Annotated in this window: 10 protein-coding genes; 5 read left to right on the top strand and 5 right to left on the bottom strand. The window is 70.9% G+C overall.

Going from position 1 to position 18,074, the window contains the following annotated elements; translation table 11 throughout:
- Positions 1-110 precede the first annotated feature (110 nt).
- Both pgm and A33M_RS22410 read right to left on the bottom strand, forming a co-directional pair.
- On the bottom strand, positions 111-1,775 hold the full coding sequence (pgm, locus tag A33M_RS12610) for a phosphoglucomutase (alpha-D-glucose-1,6-bisphosphate-dependent) (RefSeq protein WP_008387596.1): 1,665 nt from the start codon (positions 1,773-1,775) through the stop codon (positions 111-113).
- Between the two features lie 154 nt (positions 1,776-1,929).
- Positions 1,930-4,593 carry a response regulator gene (locus tag A33M_RS22410; RefSeq protein ID WP_052027036.1) on the bottom strand — a complete coding sequence of 888 codons (2,664 nt, stop codon included), beginning with the start codon at positions 4,591-4,593 and terminating at the stop codon, positions 1,930-1,932.
- Between the two features lie 857 nt (positions 4,594-5,450).
- Between A33M_RS22410 and A33M_RS22960 the strand changes: the two genes are divergently transcribed.
- Together A33M_RS22960 and A33M_RS12595 are read left to right on the top strand one after the other, a co-directional pair.
- Positions 5,451-5,759, top strand: a complete 309-nt coding sequence (locus A33M_RS22960; RefSeq protein ID WP_192814112.1) for a hypothetical protein — start codon at positions 5,451-5,453, stop codon at positions 5,757-5,759.
- Between the two features lie 119 nt (positions 5,760-5,878).
- Complete coding sequence (locus A33M_RS12595) at positions 5,879-7,081, top strand: multidrug effflux MFS transporter (protein WP_008387588.1); 1,203 nt, start codon at positions 5,879-5,881, stop codon at positions 7,079-7,081.
- Between the two features lie 17 nt (positions 7,082-7,098).
- On the opposite strand, the gene A33M_RS12590 is transcribed toward A33M_RS12595, so the two are convergent.
- Complete coding sequence (locus tag A33M_RS12590; RefSeq protein ID WP_008387586.1) at positions 7,099-9,315, bottom strand: transglycosylase domain-containing protein; 2,217 nt, start codon at positions 9,313-9,315, stop codon at positions 7,099-7,101.
- 307 nt (positions 9,316-9,622) lie between these two features.
- On the opposite strand from A33M_RS12590, the gene A33M_RS12585 reads away from it, so the two are divergent.
- From A33M_RS12585 to A33M_RS12575, 3 genes are read left to right on the top strand one after another with little or no spacing between them, the layout of a single operon-like run.
- Positions 9,623-10,360, top strand: coding sequence for a hypothetical protein (locus tag A33M_RS12585; RefSeq protein ID WP_008387583.1), 738 nt, complete (start codon positions 9,623-9,625; stop codon positions 10,358-10,360).
- Positions 10,357-12,474 (top strand): hypothetical protein, encoded by a 2,118-nt coding sequence (locus A33M_RS12580; RefSeq protein ID WP_008387580.1) that lies wholly within the window; start codon positions 10,357-10,359, stop codon positions 12,472-12,474. Before A33M_RS12585 ends, A33M_RS12580 begins: the two co-directional genes overlap by 4 nt.
- On the top strand, positions 12,456-14,369 hold the full coding sequence (locus tag A33M_RS12575) for a DNA translocase FtsK (RefSeq protein WP_008387578.1): 1,914 nt from the start codon (positions 12,456-12,458) through the stop codon (positions 14,367-14,369). Before A33M_RS12580 ends, A33M_RS12575 begins: the two co-directional genes overlap by 19 nt.
- Before the next feature lie 37 nt (positions 14,370-14,406).
- On the opposite strand, the gene A33M_RS12570 is transcribed toward A33M_RS12575, so the two are convergent.
- Together A33M_RS12570 and A33M_RS12565 are read right to left on the bottom strand one after the other, a co-directional pair.
- Positions 14,407-16,116: a heparinase II/III family protein gene (locus A33M_RS12570; protein WP_008387575.1), complete on the bottom strand. Its 1,710-nt coding sequence runs from the start codon at positions 16,114-16,116 to the stop codon at positions 14,407-14,409.
- Between the two features lie 177 nt (positions 16,117-16,293).
- Positions 16,294-17,637, bottom strand: a complete 1,344-nt coding sequence (locus tag A33M_RS12565; RefSeq protein WP_008387572.1) for an RsmB/NOP family class I SAM-dependent RNA methyltransferase — start codon at positions 17,635-17,637, stop codon at positions 16,294-16,296.
- Positions 17,638-18,074: the final 437 nt, after the last annotated feature.

Genomic DNA, 18,074 nt, shown 5'->3' with positions numbered 1-18,074 from the left:
GGGGGGGGGGGGGGGGGGGGGGGGGGGGGGTGTCCGTTCGCGTGGAAGCGGCCCCTCACCCCGATCGCTTCGCGGTCCGACCTCTCCCCGCGAGCGGGGAGAGGTGAAGATCACGCCGAGGCGGGCGCAGGAGCGCCGGCCAGCGCCGCGCCGACGATCGCCTGGGCTTCCGCGACGATCGCCTCGAGGTGGGCGGCGTTGCGAAAGCTCTCGGCGTAGATCTTGTAGATGTTCTCGGTGCCGGAGGGCCGCGCGGCGAACCAGCCGCTCGACGTCGTCACCTTCAGCCCGCCGATCGCCGCGCCGTTGCCGGGCGCATTGGTGAGCTTCGCGGTGATCGCGTCGCCCGCCAGCGTGTGCGCCGACACCGCCTCGGGCGACAGCTTGCCGAGCCGCGCCTTCTCGTCCGGCGTCGCCGGCGCGTCGATGCGGGTGTAGAGCGGCGCGCCGAACTCCTCGGTCAGCTCCTGATAATGCAGGCCGGGATCCTTCTCCGTCGTCGCCGTGATCTCGGCGGCGAGCAGATCCATGATCAGCCCGTCCTTGTCGGTGGTCCAGGTGGTGCCGTCGCGGCGAAGGAAGCTCGCGCCGGCGCTCTCCTCGCCGCCGAAGCAATAGGAGCCGTCGACCAGCCCCGAGACGAACCATTTGAAGCCGACCGGCACCTCGGCGAGCGTGCGGCCGAGCTTCGCCACCACATAGTCGATCATGCTGGACGAGACGAGCGTCTTGCCGACCGCGGCATTTTCCGGCCAGTCCGGGCGATGCGTGAGCAGATAACGAATGGCGACTGCGAGATAGTGGTTCGGGTTCATCAAACCGTCGGACGGCACGACGATGCCGTGACGGTCGGAGTCGGTGTCGTTGGCGAACGCCACCCGATACGTATCCTTTAGCCGCACGAGGCTCGCCATCGCGTACGGGCTCGAGCAGTCCATCCTGATCTTTCCGTCGTGATCGACCGTCATGAAGGAGAAGCGGAAGTCGACCGCCTTGTTGACGATGTCGATGTCGAGGCCCCAGCGCTTGTTGATCGGCTCCCAATAGGGCAGCCCGGCGCCGCCGAGCGGATCGACCGCGAGCTTCAGCCCGGCATTCTTGATCGCAGCCATGTCGACCACGCTGCCGAGGTCGTCGACATAAGGCGTCACGAAGTCGTGCTGCAGCGTCGTCTCGGCGGCGAGCGCGCGCTCGTAGGGGATGCGCTTCACGTCGCGATTGCCGTCGCGCAACAGCGCGTTGGCGCGCGCCTCGATCCACTTCGTCACGTCGCCGTCGGCCGGGCCGCCGTGCGGCGGATTGTACTTGAAGCCGCCGTCCTCGGGCGGATTGTGCGAGGGCGTCACCACGATGCCGTCGGCGAGGTGCTCGGCGCGCCCCCGATTGTGAACGAGGATCGCGTGCGAGATCACCGGGGTCGGCGTGTAGCCGTCGTCCTTCTGAATTGCCACCGTCACGCCGTTGGCGGCCAACACCTCGAGCGCGCTCTTTTGCGCCGGACCCGACAGCGGATGGGTGTCCTTGCCGAGATAGAGCGGGCCGTCGATCCCCTTGCCCGCGCGGTACTCGCAGATCGCCTGCGAGATCGCCAGAATGTGGGCCTCGGTGAACGAGCCGGAGAAGGACGAGCCGCGATGGCCGGAGGTACCGAAGGCGACGCGCTGCGTCGCGTCCTCCATGTCGGGCGTGCGCTCGTAATAGGCGCGCTCGAGGCGGGCGAGATCGACCAGAAGGTCCTCGGGAGGACGCTTGCCGGCGAGGGGAGAAATCGACATCGGGTGTCCTCGCGGTACGACGACGGGAACGGGAACGCGCGCGGCTCACGCGCTGCGGTATCGGCGGGCAATCTACTGCGCCCGGCCGGGTTTGGCACGGGGGTTTCGGGCGCCCCCTCGGCTCCGCGCCGCGGCGGCCCCCTTCGGCGCGCCGTCAGTCGGCCTCGGCGGCGGGGTCCGGCTCGGCCATCAGCGCGTCGAGCGTGCCGGCGCGGGTGTTGGCGAGCGCGGCACGGACTTTTCGGTCGAGATCGGTGTCGAGGAACGGCTTCTTCAGCACGTGCTCGTGGCGGATGCCGGCGAGCAGCGCGGTGTCGGCATAGCCGGTGACGAACACCACCGGCAGCGCCGGCCGCCGCTGGCGGATTTCGCGCGCGAGATCGATGCCGCTCATGCCGGGCATGGCGACGTCGAGCAGGGCGATGTCGATGTCGGCACGGGCGGCGAGCCGCTCCAGCGCCGCGCCGCCGCTGCCGGCCTCGACCACCGTGTGGCCGAGCCCTTCGAGCAGCGAGGCGGTGATGTGGCGCACCGCGTCGTCGTCGTCCACCACCAGCACGCAGGCCGGCGCCATCCCGGCGAAGCCGGCGGCGGAGGGGGCCGCCCCCTCCCCGGCCGCGCCGGTGCGCGGGAAATAGACCCGCACCGTGGTGCCCTCGCCCGGCACCGTCTCGATCCGCACCCCGCCGCCCGACTGCTTGGCGAAGCCGAGCACCTGCGAGAGCCCGAGCCCCGACCCCTTGCCGACCGATTTCGTCGTGAAGAACGGCTCGAACGCCTTGGCGAGCACGTCCTCCTCCATTCCGGTACCGGTATCGGCCACCGTCAGCTCGACATAATCGCCGGGGCCCGGCTCCTCCGGGCGGGTCTGGTCGCCGAGCGTCACATTGTCGGTGCGCACCGTCAGGCGGCCGCCGTCGCTCATCGCGTCACGGCCGTTGATGGCGAGATTGAGCACCACCAGCTCGACCTGGGTCGGATCGACCAGCGCCGGCCACAGCTCCGCCTTCGGCGCGAGCTCGACCGTGATCCCGCCGCCGACCGTGGTGACCAGGAGCTCGCGCATCTTCTCCAGCGTCTCGTTGAGATCGAGCGTGCGCGGCTCGAGCCGTTGGCGGCGCGAGAAGGCGAGGAGCTGCGCGACCAGCTTGGCGCCGCGCTCGGCGGCGATGCGGATGTGGGTGATGCGGCGCAGCGGCCGCGGGTCGTCGGCGCCCGCCCAGGCCCGCTCGAGCCAGCTCGCATTGCCGAGCACGACGGTGAGCAGATTGTTGAAGTCGTGGGCGACGCCGGCGGTGAGCTGGCCGACCGCGTCGAGCCGCTGCAGCTGGCGCAGCGTCGCCTCGATCTGCTCGCGCTCCTCGATCTGGGCGAGCAGCTGGCGGTTGGCGGCGGCGAGGTCCTCGGTGCGCTCGGCGACCCGCGTCTCCAGCGTCTCGTTGAGGCGGATCAGCTCCTCGCGGCTGCGCCGCAGCGCCATCTCCCAGCGCCGCGCGTCGGAGACGTCGACGCAGCTGCCGATGAAGCCGAGAAAGGCGCCGTCGGCGGCATAATGCGGCACGCCGGTGTCGTCGACGTGACACCAGTCGCCGTCGTGCCGGCGCATGCGGAACTCCATGCGGAACGGCACCCGCTGGGCGAAGGCGGTGTGGTGGATCTTGCGGCAGCGGGGCAGGTCCTCGGGGTGCACGTTGTCGAGCCAGCCGTCGCCGAGATCGTCCTCCATCGCCCGGCCGGAGAAGGTGAGCCAGGAGCGGTTGACCCAGGTGCAGCGGCCGTCCGGATCGGACACCCAGATCATCACCGGGGCGGAATCGGCGAGATCGCGGAAGCGCGTCTCGAGCAGCGCGTGCTCGTCGGCGCGGCGGCGCTCGGCTTCGCTCGCGCGGGCATTGGCGATCGCGGTGGCGATGTGGCCGGCCACCAGATCGAGGAAGCCGCGATAGGAATCGTCGAGCGCGCGGCGCGGATTGATGCCGACCACCAGCGCCCCGCTCGCCTCGCCCGCCCCGCCCGCGCGGGCGACCGGCAGCACCAGCGCGCGGCGCACCGGCTCCGGCCACACATGGGCGGGCAGCGAGCCGAACCGGAACGGCAGGAAGTCGAGCGACACCGCCTCGGCGCTGCGCACCGCGCGGGCGATGCACCACGGGTCGTCGGCGTCGAGCGGAACCTCCGCCGGCACCTTGCCGGCGGCGAGGCCGTGCGAGGCGCAGAGGCGCAGCGTATTGCCGTCCTCGTCGAGGAGATGGAGCGCGCAGAACGGGGTGTCCGGGTTGCCGGCGCCGAGCACCTCGACCACCTGCCGGCAGGCGTCGGGAACCGTGCGCGATTCGGCCGTGCGGGAGGCGAGCTCGCGCAGAATCTTCAGGCGGCGCTCGCCGAGCACCCGCTCGGTGGTCTCGGTGACCGCCGAGAACACGCCGCCGATGCGCCCGTCGGCGTGCTTGATCGGGCTGTAGGAGTAGGTGAAGTAGGCCTCTTCGAGATAGTTGTTGCGGTCGAGCGGGATCAGCACGTCCTGCGACCAGGTCGCCTCGCCCTCCAGCACGCCGGCGAGCTGCGGCCCGAAGATGCTCCAGGTCTCCGGCCAGATCACCCGGCCCGGCCGCCCGAGGCTCGCCGGATGCTTGGTCATGCCGAGAATCGGGCGGTAGGCGTCGTTGTAGAGCATCGAGAACTCCGGCCCCCACCAGATCAGCATGGGGAACCGGGAGTTCAGGCAGATGCTCACCGCCATCTTCAGCGCGTCGGGCCAGCGCTCCGGCGGGCCGAGCGGCGACTCGCTCCAGTCGTGGGAGCGCATCAGCGCGCCCATCTCGCCGCCGTCGGCCAGGAATCGGTAGGGTCGGGTGATGGTTTCGACTCGCGCGGGGCCGGGATCCGACGGTTTTCCGTCTGCGGGCTGCTCTTTCATCCCGTGCAACTCTGAACGCGCAATCGAGGCAGGTTTGCGGACGTCGAACGGTACGGGGTCACGTGAATACCCGGGCGGGCTGCCGACTAACCTGACCGAACTGGGCGCGTCAGTCAAACCGGACGGCCGCCGGCGGCGACCGATCCGCCGGAACCTGTGGACGCCGATGCGGGCGAACCGCCGGGCGGCGCAACCGCGACGAAACGCCACCGCCGTGCCACGGCGCCCGCCACGACGCGTCGCAGGAACCAGTCGGCGGAGGAACGGGTTCATCGGATGGCTTCGACGCAAAAACACTGCTCTCCGAGACCGAAAAATAAGAACGGGCCCCGACTTGCTTTTCCCCTCTCGTGATCGCATCTTCAGCGCGTCGGTCGATGGTCATGCCGTCGCCCGTCCGCGGGATTTGATGGAGCAGCTTGCGCCGCGTCACCAAGTGCTAAAGCGCCACGACGGCCTTGCCGAAAGGCACGACCGCATGCGTGGGCTCCGCGTTCGCCTGGAGGAATACTCACGATGTTCGTCGCCCCGCTCCGGCCCGTCTCCCGCTTCGCCGCCATCGCCGCGAAAGCGAGCATTCACGCGAAATCTCACATCCGCCTGCCGCAACGTGGCGCCGTAGCGCCCGGGAAATGTCGCACGTCCGACTGTCGCGCGTCCGACTGACGCTCGGCCCCGGCCGCCTCTCGGCGACCCTCGTTCTGTCGACATCCGCACGTTTCTGCCGCTTCGCGCGGCCGCAGGAGGATTCTTTCGTGATGACTACCCTCGCTCGTCTCGACGACACCGACGCCGACACCGATCCGCTGCCGACTCGCGCCTACACCATCGAGGTCGGTGACCGCACGGTCGGAATCGTCGTGCGCGACCCGCACGGCTACACCTTCCACGCCGCGATGGCCGCCTATTATCCGCTCGACGGACAGCGCTTCGGCAGCCCGGTGGCGGCCCAGAAGGCCGCCCGTGCGCTGACCGAGAAGCGCACCGAGAAGCGTCCGGCCGAGAAGCGCCCGCCGGAAAATCGTTCGGCCGAGCCGAAGCTCCCGGCCTGGCGCAAGGCGAGCTGATCGCGCTTCCGGCGCCGCCGGACCCGACCGGCGGCTCCCTCCGGGGTGGCGCGGCTCGACAGGGCCGCGCCGGGCGGGTTAACAAATCCTCGCCCGACACCCGGAAAACAAATCCCCCGATGCTTCGCCGCGACACGCTTGCCCTGACTGCGCTCCTCGCGCTGCTGACGGCCCTCGGGCCGTTGGCGATGGATCTTTATCTTCCGTCGTTTCCCGACATCGGCCGGATGCTCGCCGCCTCGGCGGCCGACGTGCAGCTGACGATCTCCGGCTATCTGGTCGGCTTCGCCCTCGGCCAGCTGGTCTACGGCCCGGTGTCCGACCGCTTCGGCCGCAAGCCGGTGCTGTCGGTCGCGCTGCTGATCTTCATCGCCGGCACCGTCGGCTGCGCCGTCGCCCCCGACATCGACACGCTGATCGCCGCCCGCTCGCTGCAGGGCGCCGGCGCCTCCGGCGTCATCGTGCTGGCGCGCGCGGTGGTGCGCGACCTCTACGAGGGGCCGCGGGCGGCCCGCGAGCTGGCGCTGATGGGCGCCATCATGGGGGTGACGCCGATTCTGGCGCCGATGGCCGGCGGCGTGCTGCAGGAGACGCTCGGCTGGCGCTCCGCCTTCGTGGTGATTCTCCTCGCCGGCGCCGCCGCGGTGGTGGTGGTGCGCCGGCTGTTGCCCGAGACGGTGCCGCCGCTCGCGCCCGGCAAGAGCGCGGTCGGCGAGATGCTGACCTCCTACGGGATCATCGCGAGAAATCCGAGCTTCCTCGCCCATCTCGGCATCGTCACCGGCAGCTTCTGCGGGCTGTTCGCCTTCATCTCCGGCTCGTCCTTCGTGGTGCAGGGAATTTACGGGCTGTCGCCGCTCGGCTTCGGCATCTTCTACGGCGTGTCGAGCCTCGGCTTCCTCGCCGGCACCTTCACCGCCGCCCATATCGTGATGCGGCTCGGCTTCGACCGCACGATGGGAATCGGCACCACCGCGCTGGCGACCGGCGGCACTCTGCTCGCCGTGGCGGTGACCGTGCTGCCGGGCTCGATCGTCGCGCTGTCGGCGGCGATGGTGGTGTTTCTCGCCGGTCTCGGCCTGTCGATGCCGCAGGCGCTCGCCGGGGCGATGCAGCCGTTCCCGGAGCGTGCCGGCGCCGCCTCCTCGCTGACCGGCTTCGTGCAGCAGACCGCCGGCGCCGTGGTCGGCGCCGCGGTCGGGCATTTCATCGGGCACAGCGCCTGGCCGATGGTGATCCCGATCACCGGCTCGGGGGTGATCACCTTCCTGATCTGGGCGACCACGCGGCGGGTGCGCACCCGCGGCACCAAGCGAGCCTGACCCGTCCTACGCGCTCTTCACCGCCCGAGCACGCGATCCAGGAACCAGCCGTCGAGGCCGGCGCCCGAGGCCGGCCGCACCGGCGCACCCTGCACCGCACCTCCGGACCGTGGCGGACTGCGATCGCCGAGCGCGGCGACCGGCCGGTCCATCGCGGCCGCCGGCACGTCCTCCGGCCCCTCCCGCGGCTGCGGCATCGGGGCGGGCACTTGTGCCGGCGCCGCGATCGGCGGTCCGGAAAGCCCGGGCAGCTCCTGCGGCTGCACGCCCTGCAGCGCGCTCTCCATGAAGCGGTGCCACGCCTCGACCGGCAAGACGCCGCCGGTGAGCCGCTTGGTCGGCGAGTTGTCGTCGTTGCCGAACCACACCCCGGTGACCAGATGCGCGGTGTAGCCGACGAACCAGGCATCGCGGAAATCCTGGCTGGTGCCGGTCTTGCCGGCCGCCTGCCAGCCGGGCAGGGCGGCGCCCTTGGCGGTGCCGGAGCGGATCGTCTCGGCCATCATCCGGTTCATCATCGCGACATAAGCCGGCTCGATCACCCGGCCGAGCAACGACGGCGCCTTGGTGTAGAGCACCCGCCCGTTCGCCGCGGTCACCCGCTCCACCACGTGCGGCACGGTGGCGGTGCCGCCATTGGCGAACGGCGTGTAGGCGTCGACCAGCTCCAGCACCGACACCTCCGAGGTGCCGAGCGCGATCGAGGCGTTGGGCGCGAGCTTCGAGGCGATCCCGAGCCGGTAGGCGGTCTTGGCCACCGCGGTCGGGCCGAACTCCATGGTGAGCCGCACCGACACGGTGTTGAGCGAATGCGCCAGCGCCTGGGTCAGCGTCACCGGGCCGGAATATTTGTGGCGATAATTCTCCGGCTTCCAGCCGCGGATCGACACCGGCCGGTCCTCGCGAATGGTGTCCGGCGTCAGGCCGCGCTCGATCGCGGTGAGATAGACGAACGGCTTGAAGGCCGATCCCGGCTGCCGCTTGGCCGACACCGCGCGGTTGAACTGGCTCTCCTGATAATTCTTGCCGCCGACCAGCGCGCGCACCGCCCCGTCCGGCGTCATCGCGACGAGCGCCGCCTGCTTGACGCCGTACTTGTCGCCCTTCTGCGTCAGCGTGTCGATCACCGCCCGCTCGGCGAGGATTTGCAGCGCCGGGTCGATCGAGGTCTCGACCACGAGATCGTCGTCGACCTGCCCGATCACGTCGTCGAGCACGTCCATCACCCAGTCGGCGACGTAGTTGCCGGAGCCCCCGCCGGGCTTGACGATCCTCGGCGGATCGGCGATCGCCGCCTTCGCCTCGGCGTCGGTGATCATCCCCTCCTCGGCCATTGCGCCGAGCACCAGGCGGGCGCGGCGCTCGGCGGCGTCGTAATTGCGGGTCGGCGCGAGCCTCGAGGGCGATTTCACGAGGCCGGCGAGCAGCGCCGCCTCCGACACGGTCACCTCGCGGGCGGATTTGCCGAAATAGCGCTGCGCCGCGCCGTCGACGCCGTAGGCGCCCGAGCCGAAATAGACGCGGTTCAGATAGAGCGCCAGAATCTCCCGCTTCGACAATTTGTGCTCGAGCCACAGCGCCAGCATCACCTCCTCGAGCTTGCGCATCAGCGTGCGCTCCGGCCGCAGGAAGAGATTTTTTGCGAGCTGCTGCGTGATCGACGAGCCGCCCTGCGCGATCCCCCGATGCAGGACGTTGGCATAGACCGCGCGCACGAGGCCGAGCGCGTCGACGCCGAAATGCGAGTAGAAGCGCCGGTCCTCGATGGCGATGAAGGCTTGCGGCAGATAGGGCGGCATCTCCTTCAGCGCGATCGCCGAGCCGCCCATGTCGCCGCGCGCGGCGATCAGCGTGCCGTCGAAGCCGACCACCCGCACCGTCGGCGGGCGCTTCGGGATCTCCAGCGAATGGATCGGCGGCAGATGCAGCGCGACCCACACCGCGAGCCCGCCCGACGCGATCACCCCCCACAGGCCGAGCACCGCCAGCCAATAGACCGTCCGGCCGATCAGCGAGCCGCGGCGGGCTTTTTTCGGCTTTTTCCGGCTCTTGCGGGCCCCGCCCCCGCCGGCCGGCTTAGCCCCGCTCTTGGGAGCGGATGCCTTGCGGCGCGCGGCGCTCTCGGCGCGCGCGGCGGCACGGGCCGGCTCGGGAATCCCGACCTGCGCGTCCTCGTCGACGATGATGGTCGGCGCCCGGGTCGCCTTCGGCTCCCCGCGGCTGGGCGGGCGCACCTCGGGCGCGCTCGGGCGTTTGCGTGGTGGCGCCATCTTGCTCCCCGACCGGCCCGGCGGCCGCCCGGCCATGCGCCGGCGGCCGGCCCCCGACCGGAAAATCCCCGCAAAAGCGTAGGCGGAGCGGGTTTAAGTGCGGGTTAAGCCTGCGTGCGGGTCGATCGCCGCGCGCCTCCCACGTCAAACGCGAATGTTTTCCGAGTGCGACCGCCGGTACTTTTCGGCTTTCCTCCCCCGCCTCGCCGGCTAAGATGATCCCGGCGGCGGCGCGCCGTCGCGAGTCCCTTTTCCGGATCGGCCGACAGCCATGAGATGGACGCTCGACGACATCCTGCCCGCGATCGCCAAGGCGGGCGACGACGGACTGACGCTCGGCACGATCAAGACCAAGCTGCCGAAGAAGCACCATGCGGCGCTTCCCGGCACGCTGAAATCGCTGGTCGACGGCGGCGATGTCCGCGGGCCGTTCCAGCGCCGCGGCTCGCAGGTCTATTTCGCGGCCGGACACGGCCCGTCGGTGGAGACCACCCGCACGCTGGTGGCGGCCGCGGTGAAAGAGAACGGCACACGGCTGACCTCGCTCGCCGGGCTGCGCGGCAAGATCACCGGGCTGCACAAGCCGTTCGTCGACGACGCGATCCGCGACGCGGTGGCCAGCCGAATGATTCTCGAGCTGCGCCACGGCAGCGCGAAATTCTATCTCCACCGCGACGTCGCCCAGGAATATTTTGCCTTCGACGAGGCCGCCGCGCCAGAACCGGTGCCGGCCGCCGACCTCACCATGGCCGCGGTGCTGCCGGCCTATGCGCGGCTGAAGTCCGAGCAGGGCGGCTACGGCACGGTGAAGATCTTCGACCTGATGAACGCGCTCGGCGTCGGCCGCGAAACCCTGCACCGCTTCCTGCTGCGCGAGGCCAAGGCCGGCCGGCTGACGATCCACCCGACCACCTCCGTCGAGCTGCCGCCGGAGGTGATCGAGGCCGGTATCAAGATTCCCGGCCACGCCGACCCGTACGTCACCGTCGTCGTGCCGGACGCGCCATGACGCTCGCCGCCGCCCAGCTCGCGGTGAACCCGTTCGAGGACGACATCGTCCGCGAGCCGCGCGACGTGTCGTTCTCGGTGCCCGGCCTCAACGACGCCCCGCTCGACCAGCTGGTGCGCGCCTTCGCGCGGCTCGAGCGCGGCGACCCGCCGCGCCGCCCGGTGACCGCCGACAAGGCGCAGATGGTGGTCTCGCCCGACCGCGGCTACGGAAAATCGCATCTGATCGGCCGGCTGTTCGCAAGGCTGGTCGACCGCGCGATCACCGTCTATCTGCGGCCGTTCCAGGACCCGTTCAAGCCGTGGCACTCGATCCTGCTCACCACCGTGCAGGAGCTGGAGCGCCCGGCCGAGGCGATCGACCCGACCGAGGAGATCGGCACCGCCTATGCCGGCCTGCCCTCGCAGCTCGAGGCGATGGCGCTCGGCACCCTCGCCCATGTCGCGGCCGACTTTCTCGCAGAAGGCGGCATCCCGGACTATCCGGCCGAGCCCGCGATCGTCTTTCTCCACAAGCTCGCCGACGAGGCGGCGACCACCGCCAAACCCGACCGCGCCTGGCTCGACTGGCTCGCCTGGCTGATCGGCGATTCCGGCCATATCGGCCGGCTCGCCGGCCTGTTCAGGCGGCGCGGCATCGATCTCGGCGGCCGCGAGGCGGCGTGGCTGAAGGTGCTCGGCACCCACGTCTATGCCGAGCCGTTCGACGCCCGCCGCGAGGCGGCGCTGAAATGGCTGCGCGCCGAGCCTCTCGAGCCCGACGACCTCGACCGCCTCGGCCTGACGGCCGCCGACGACGAGGGGCGCGGCGAGGCCTCCGCCCAGGAGATCAACGATCTGAGCTTCCGCCGCCTGCAGGGGCTGTGCCGACTCTCGTCCTACTTCCGGCCGTTCCTGTTCTGCTTCGACCAGACCGAATTCTACGCCAGCGACCCGGCGCTGGTGCGCGCGCTCGGCAACTGCATCGACCAGCTGTTCGTCGATCTGCCGAACCAGCTCACGGTGATCACCGCCAATCACGAGAACTGGGTCACCGAAATCCTGCCGCTGATCGCAAAACCGCAGCACAACCGCATCTCGCCGGAAATCCGCCTCGAGGGCATCCGCATCGCCGGCGCGCGCGAGCTGATCGGCCGGCGGCTCGCCGACTACGAGATCGACTGCACGGTGCTCGCCCGCATGCTGGCCGACGACTGGCTCGGCACGGTGTTCGATCCGCTGCCCGAGATCGGCGTCCGCGACCTTTTGATGCGCGCGGCGGAACGGTTCCGCCGGCTCGCCGACGGCCCGCCGCCGGCCCGCCACACGCTCGCCGACCTGTTCAAGCTCCAGGTCAACGACGTCCGCTCGAAGAAGGCCCTGCTCGCCTACAATCAGGACGCCCTGATGTGGTTCGTGAAGGAGGTCGGCCAGGGGCTGTCGGACGCCAAGGTCGGCCGGCTCGACGCGCGGCGCTACTTCTCGATCGAATGGGCGCTGCCCGACCGCTCGGTGTGCTTCGCCTTCGAGGGCGGCGACCACTGGCACCGCTGGGGCGCCATCGCCACCGAGGCGCACGAGATGGCGGCGAGCGGGCACGAGCGCACCGTGCTCACTTACGTGTTTCGCACGCCGGAGCTTCCCAAGGTGCCGAAACGCACCTGGCTGCGAAGCTCGGAGACGATCGAGCGGGCAAAAAGCCGCGGCTTCCACATCATCGCGCTGACGCTCGAGGAGGTGTGCGAGATCAACGCCGCACGCGAGCTCTACTCGAACGCCCTGCAGGGCAATATCGACTTCTCCGGCAAGCAGACGCTCGCCTGGCTGCGCGAGCATTTCTCGCCGTTCCTGAAAGGCCTCGCATTTCGTGAGGCACCGCCGAAGGACGCGCCGGACGCCGACGGCAACGGAGGCACCGACAACCGGCCGATCGAGCCGACCCTGATCGAGGCCGATCTCGGCATCGTCCTCACCGTCGTCCGGACGCAAAAAATCGTCGACATCCGCGTGGTGCTGCAAGCGATCGGCGGCGAGGACAAGCGCGACCCCCTGCTGCGCAGCGTCGAGAAGCATCCCAACCTGAAGGCCCATCCGGGTCCGCAAACCACGTTTCTGCAATGGCGCACCGGTCCATAACGGCGAGCGAGCTGAAGTGCTGCGCGCTCGATCGGGACTGGCTCCGGCGGTGGCGCGCAGGCGAAAACCCCTCCACCTTCACCTTCGCGCCGCCCGGCACGCCGAACGCGATGTCGCGCGAGTTTCATCGCGAGGCGCGGCGGCTGGAGGATTGGCTGGTGTCGCCGGAGGCGGCCCCCGACGCGGCACGGATCGTCTCGCCCGACGTCCTGCTCGACCGGCTGTGGACGACCTCGCTGCAGGCCTTCACCGACGAGCTGTTCGCGCAAAACCGCGGCGAGGAGGCGCTGCTGTTCACCGCGCGGATGCAGACCTTCTGCACCCGCCTGATCGCGCTGCGCGAGCGTACGAAAAACTTCCGAAGCTGGCAGGACGTGTTCATCGGCGCCGAGGAGGCGCTCGGCCGCATCGTCGTCCCGGTCGAGGGTGAAACGGTGGAGGTGCGGGCGCGGGTCGACGCGATTCGCTTCCACCCGGTCCATCACCTCGAGGTGGTCGACTACAAGCTGAGCCAAGGCAATCAGCAGAAGGCCGATCTCGTCCAGCTCGCGATCTATGCACATCTGCTGGCGCTGTGGCGGCCGGGCGCGCCGTTCTGCGGCACGCTCGAATATTATCTCCCCGAGTTTCACGAGGTGCACGTCTCGCCGGCCGATCTCGCCGACATCTTTTCCGGCCTGGTCGCGCCGGTGCTGCGCGAGATCGCCCAGGAGGCGAAGCCCGATGCGAAGCCCGTCTCGAAGACCGGGCCTCGCACGCGCAGCGGCCGCGGCGCCGACGAGCCCGCGGGTGCCCCCGTGAGCGAGTCCATGGGCGAACCCGCCGCCGCCCCCGAGGCCGCGGCGGAGACCGATGCGCTCGGCGCGCGGGTGGTCGCGGCCTATGCCGAGTTCAAGCTCGGCGTCGATGTCGCGGACGTGATCCGCGGGCCGCAGCTGGTGCGCATCAAGCTGACGCCGCAGCCGGGCGTGAAGGTGGTGTCGCTCGCCAACCGCGCCGACGACCTCCAGGTGAAGCTCGTGCTCGGCGAGCCGCCGCTGATCAAGGCCGGCAAGGGTTTCGTCATGGTCGACCTGCCGCGCGCCGAGCCGGAGGCGTGCCTGCTCGAGCCGGCGCTCGCCGGGCCGCTCGGCACCGCGCTGGCGAGCCCGGTCGCCTTCCCGGTCGGCATCGGCGTCGAGGGCGATCCGGTGGTCGCCGATCTCGCCAGCCCGAGCACCTGCCACGTGCTGGTGGCCGGCCAGACCGGCAGCGGCAAGAGCGAGTGGCTGAAGGCCTTGGTGGCGACGCTGGCGCTGCGCGCCTCGCCGGACGCGGTGCGGATCGCGCTGGTCGACCCGAAGATGCTCACCTTCACCGGCATCGAGAGAAGCCGCTTGCTGTGGCGCCCGCTCGCCACCACGCTCGGCGACGCGATGGCGATTCTCCGCGAGGCGGTCGCCGAGATGGAGCGCCGCTACGAGACGCTGAGCCGGGAGGGCTTCGTCAATCTCGGCGACCGGCGCGCGGCCGGCAAGACCGAGCTGCCGTTCCTGGTGCTGATCTTCGACGAGTTCGCCGACCTGATCCTCGCCGGGCGCGAGGAGAGGAAGGAGTTCGAGGGTTTGGTCGCGCGGATCGCCGGAAAAGGTCGCGCCGCCGGCGTCCATCTGGTGCTGGCGACCCAGCGCCCCGACCGCTCGATCGTCACCGGGCTGATCAAGGCCAACCTGCCGCTGAAGGTGTGCCTGCAGGTCGCCAACGGCACCAACGCTCAGATCGTGCTCGACGAGCCCGGCGCCGAGAGCCTGTTCGGCCGCGGCGACCTGTTGTGCGACTTCGGCAAGGGCCTTTTGCGCGCCCAGGGGCTGTTCATCCCGCAGACGGATTTCTTGCGCGCCGTCGGACGAGACTGACGCCCGCCGAGGCCGACCCGGGCCGACCCGGCCCCGGTCAGCCCTCCTCCAGCAGCGCAAAGCTCCAGGCAACCCGCGGCATGCGGCGTGCCTGCCCGTGGATCACCAGCTGCACGGTGCGGCGCGGGCCGTCGCGGCCGCCGAGATAGACGCTCTCCTCGAGGTCGACCAGATCGGAGAACGCCTCGAACACCCACACGTCGCGGTTCGGCAGCGTCAGCGTCGCGCCGCGCCCATCGGCCGCCTTCGCGACCCTGACCGACGGGTGGAGATGGAAGCGCACGGCAAAAACGTCCGGATGCTTGTCCGACAGCTCCTCGCCGCGCGCCGGCAGAAACACGTCCTCGCCGTCGAGCCGCCAGCCGTCGCCGCCGAGCCGCAGGTTGCGCTGGTGCACCACGCCGAACCGCTCGGCATAGCCGTCGTGGCTGGCGCTGACCCGCACCGCGTGGGCCTCGGTATCGTGCGAGCGCTTCACCCGCCGCGGGCCGCCGATCAGCGGCGTGCCGAACAGCGGCCGCAGCAGCCGCGTCTCGAGGAAGCCGCACGAGGAGGCGTCGTTGAAGGTCACCGTCGAATGCGCCCGGGTGGAGCGCGCATGCGACCGCCAGCTGGTGCGGCCGGTGCCGGGCATGCCGCAATTCACGACGATGCGGCACTGGCGCGACGACAGCTCGAAGGCGAGGCAGCCGGCATGCGCCTCGGCGCTGAGCGTCAGCGGCGGCGGCCGGCCGGTGTCCATCAGCACGACGGTGTCGCCGGCCTCGAGCCGCTGATAGCCCGAATGGGACGCGTCCGACACCGGGGTGCCGCGGGCGTCGTCATAGGCGAGGATGGTGGCGAGCAGGTCCTGCGCGGTCGGCCCCATGCCGTTGAACAGCGCGAATGCGCCGTCGCTGTGCCGGAAGAAGCGCAGCATCGGCATCATCCGGTCGATCGCGTTGAGGAGGGCGGCGGGCGGCACCACGTTGCGCGCGGTGAACGCCTGGCCGAGCGGCAGGAGATCGGCGAGAAGCTCGATCAGCGCGCCGGGATTGCGGGTGACGTGGCCGCCGTCGGCGAGGATTTGGCGGTCGAGCTCGGCGGCGAGGTCGTGGCTCGCCCGGCGCAGATTGCCGATCTGCCCGGTCATGCACAGCGCCGCGCAGGTGAGCGCGATGTGCGCCCGCAGCCGCGGCAACCCGTCGCGCACGTCGCCCGCGGTCCAGCGCAGGAAGCGGACCTGCCGGTTCAGGCTGCGCAGGAAGCGGCGATAGAAGCGCAGATCGGCGTCGGCGAGGATGACGCTCGCCTGGGTGAGCCAGACGATCACCCGGCGCGACAGAATCTCCGGCTGCCAGGCGACCCGGTCGTAGCCGCCCTCCAGGCCGATCCACTCGTCGACCAGCGCGCGGGCATTGGCGCGGGTGATGGTCGATTCGGCGGCGCGCAGATGGTGCAGCCAGCCGAAGCCGAGCAAGGCCTCGGCCCACTCCGGCGAGGGCGGATCGATCGCGAAGGGCGAGCGGCCGTCGCACACCACGATCTTGCCGGCGAGCACGAAGCGGCCGGCATAGATCTCGCTCGCGCGGGTCGGATCGGCGGTGCGCAGGCTCTGCGGCGCGATGGCGATGCGCTCGTTGCGGCCGGACAGGCGCAGCCATTCGGTCGGACGCGCCGACGCCAGCCGGCCCATCGCATGGGTGAGCCCACGACGCAGCGCGAACCACATCAGTCTTGCGCGGTCCGCGATCGATACGCGGGACATCGAGCCAGCCCCCTCCCGCTCACGGGTGCCGTCCCGTTTACGTGGGGGACACCATACCGAAGGCCGCCGCGAGGGCAACATTCGCACGATCCCGCGGTCGGGCCGTCGCCGGGGGATCGCCGGACCCGACGGCCGACGCGAGACGCCGGGGCGGCGACGGCGCTGCCGGAGCCGATGTCACAGGCGCGACAGGCGGGCGGCGAAGAAGCCGTCGAGACCGCCCATCCGCGGCTCCTCCGAATCGGCCCACAGCGAGGGCAGCGTGCGCAGCTCGCCCGCCGGGGTCACCATGCCGTCGAGACCGGGCAGTTCGGCGGGATCGACGGGCTTCCGCACCACGCGGTCGTCGCGCGCGAGCAGCGCGGCGATCTGCGCCTCGCCCTCCTCGGGCTCCAGCGAGCAGGTGCAATAGACGATGGTGCCGCCGGGCTTGGTCAACGCCACCGCGCGGTCGAGCAGGCTCGCCTGCAGGCCGGCGAGCGTGCCGATGTCGGCCGCGCTCTTGCGCCACGGAATGTCGGGATGGCGACGGATGGTGCCGGTGGAGGAGCACGGCGCATCGAGCAGCACGGCGTCGAACGGCCCGGCCTCGAAGCCGGTGACGTCGGCGGCGAAGCTTTGGGCATCGAGCGCGACGCGGCGCAGATTGTCCCGCAGCCGGCCGAGCCGACCCTCGGAGCGATCGACCGCCGTGACCTCCGCACCGGCGAGCGCGAGCTGCAGCGTCTTGCCACCCGGCGCCGCGCAAAGATCGGCGACCGCTTTTCCCGCGACGTCGCCGAGCAGGCGCGCCGGGATCGCGGCGGCGGCGTCCTGCACCCACCAGCCCCCTTCGGGAAAGCCCGGCAGGGCGGACACCGGGCCGTGCGGCACCAGCCGCACCGTGCCGGTCGGCAGGATTTTTCCGCGCAAACGCGCCGCCCAGCCCTCCGGGTCGGCCTTGACGGTGACGTCGAGCGCCGGCTCGATCGCGTGAGCGGCGGCGATCGCCCGGCCGGCTTCCTCGCCGTAGCTCGCGACCCACCGGTCGAGCAGCCACGAGGGCGTGTCGAGCGCGACCGTGTCGCGGCCCTCCAACAGCTCGGCGCCGCTGCGGGCAATCCGGCGCAGCACCGCATTGACGAGGCCGGCATAGCGGGCCGAGCGCCGGTCGGCCTGCACCAGCCGGACCGACAGGTCGACCGCCGCATGGTCGGGAATGTCGAGCACGTGAATCTGCGCGGCGCCGACCAGGAGCGCGCTCTCCAGCCGGGCGGCGTCGGGCGGCAGGCCGCGGTCGAGACAGGCGGCGATCAGGTGGCGCAGCGTGCCGAGCCGGCGCAGCGTGGTGCCGACGATGCGACGTACCAGCGCGCGGTCGCGGTCGGACAACAGGCCGAGGCCCTGATGGGCGCTGGCGCCGTCGAGCTGCTCGTCGAGCGACCGCCCGCGATGCAGCACACCTTCGACGATCTCGGCGGCGGCACGGCGGGCCGCGAAGCCGGGAGCCTGGGCGGGCGGTGAGAAGGCGGGACGTGGCATCGAGAGACTCCGACCGGGCACGGGGAGACGCCGCGGTCCGCGCGTGGAACACGTCGGCAATCCAACGGAAACGCGAGCCCGAAGGCGCCGGTTCACCGGTCGCGACCGGCCGCGGCGTCATCCTTCATAACAGATCGTACGGCCGGCGATATACGTCACCGACCGCACGGACTTTGGTAAGATGTTGCCGGAAAACGGGTTCCGCGCGGGCCGAGCGGCCGGTGGGCTCGACCGGCAGACGGGCCGGGCTGGCCGGCCGGAGGCGACGATGGGCGGGGGCAGGCCGACCGGTGGGTGGGCCGAGCGGCGAAGCCGACGGACGGGCGGGGCAGGGAGGCCGGTGGCGGGGCAGGACGGCCAGCGGACCGAGGCCGACCGGCAGACGACTGGGGCCGACCGGCGGGTCGGTCCGACCCGCCGAAAGACAATTCGTCTGC

The organism is Rhodovulum sp. PH10, from assembly GCF_000293785.1.
In the GTDB taxonomy this organism is placed as follows: domain Bacteria; phylum Pseudomonadota; class Alphaproteobacteria; order Rhizobiales; family Xanthobacteraceae; genus Rhodoplanes.
This window is presented reverse-complemented; position numbering and strand designations above follow the sequence as displayed.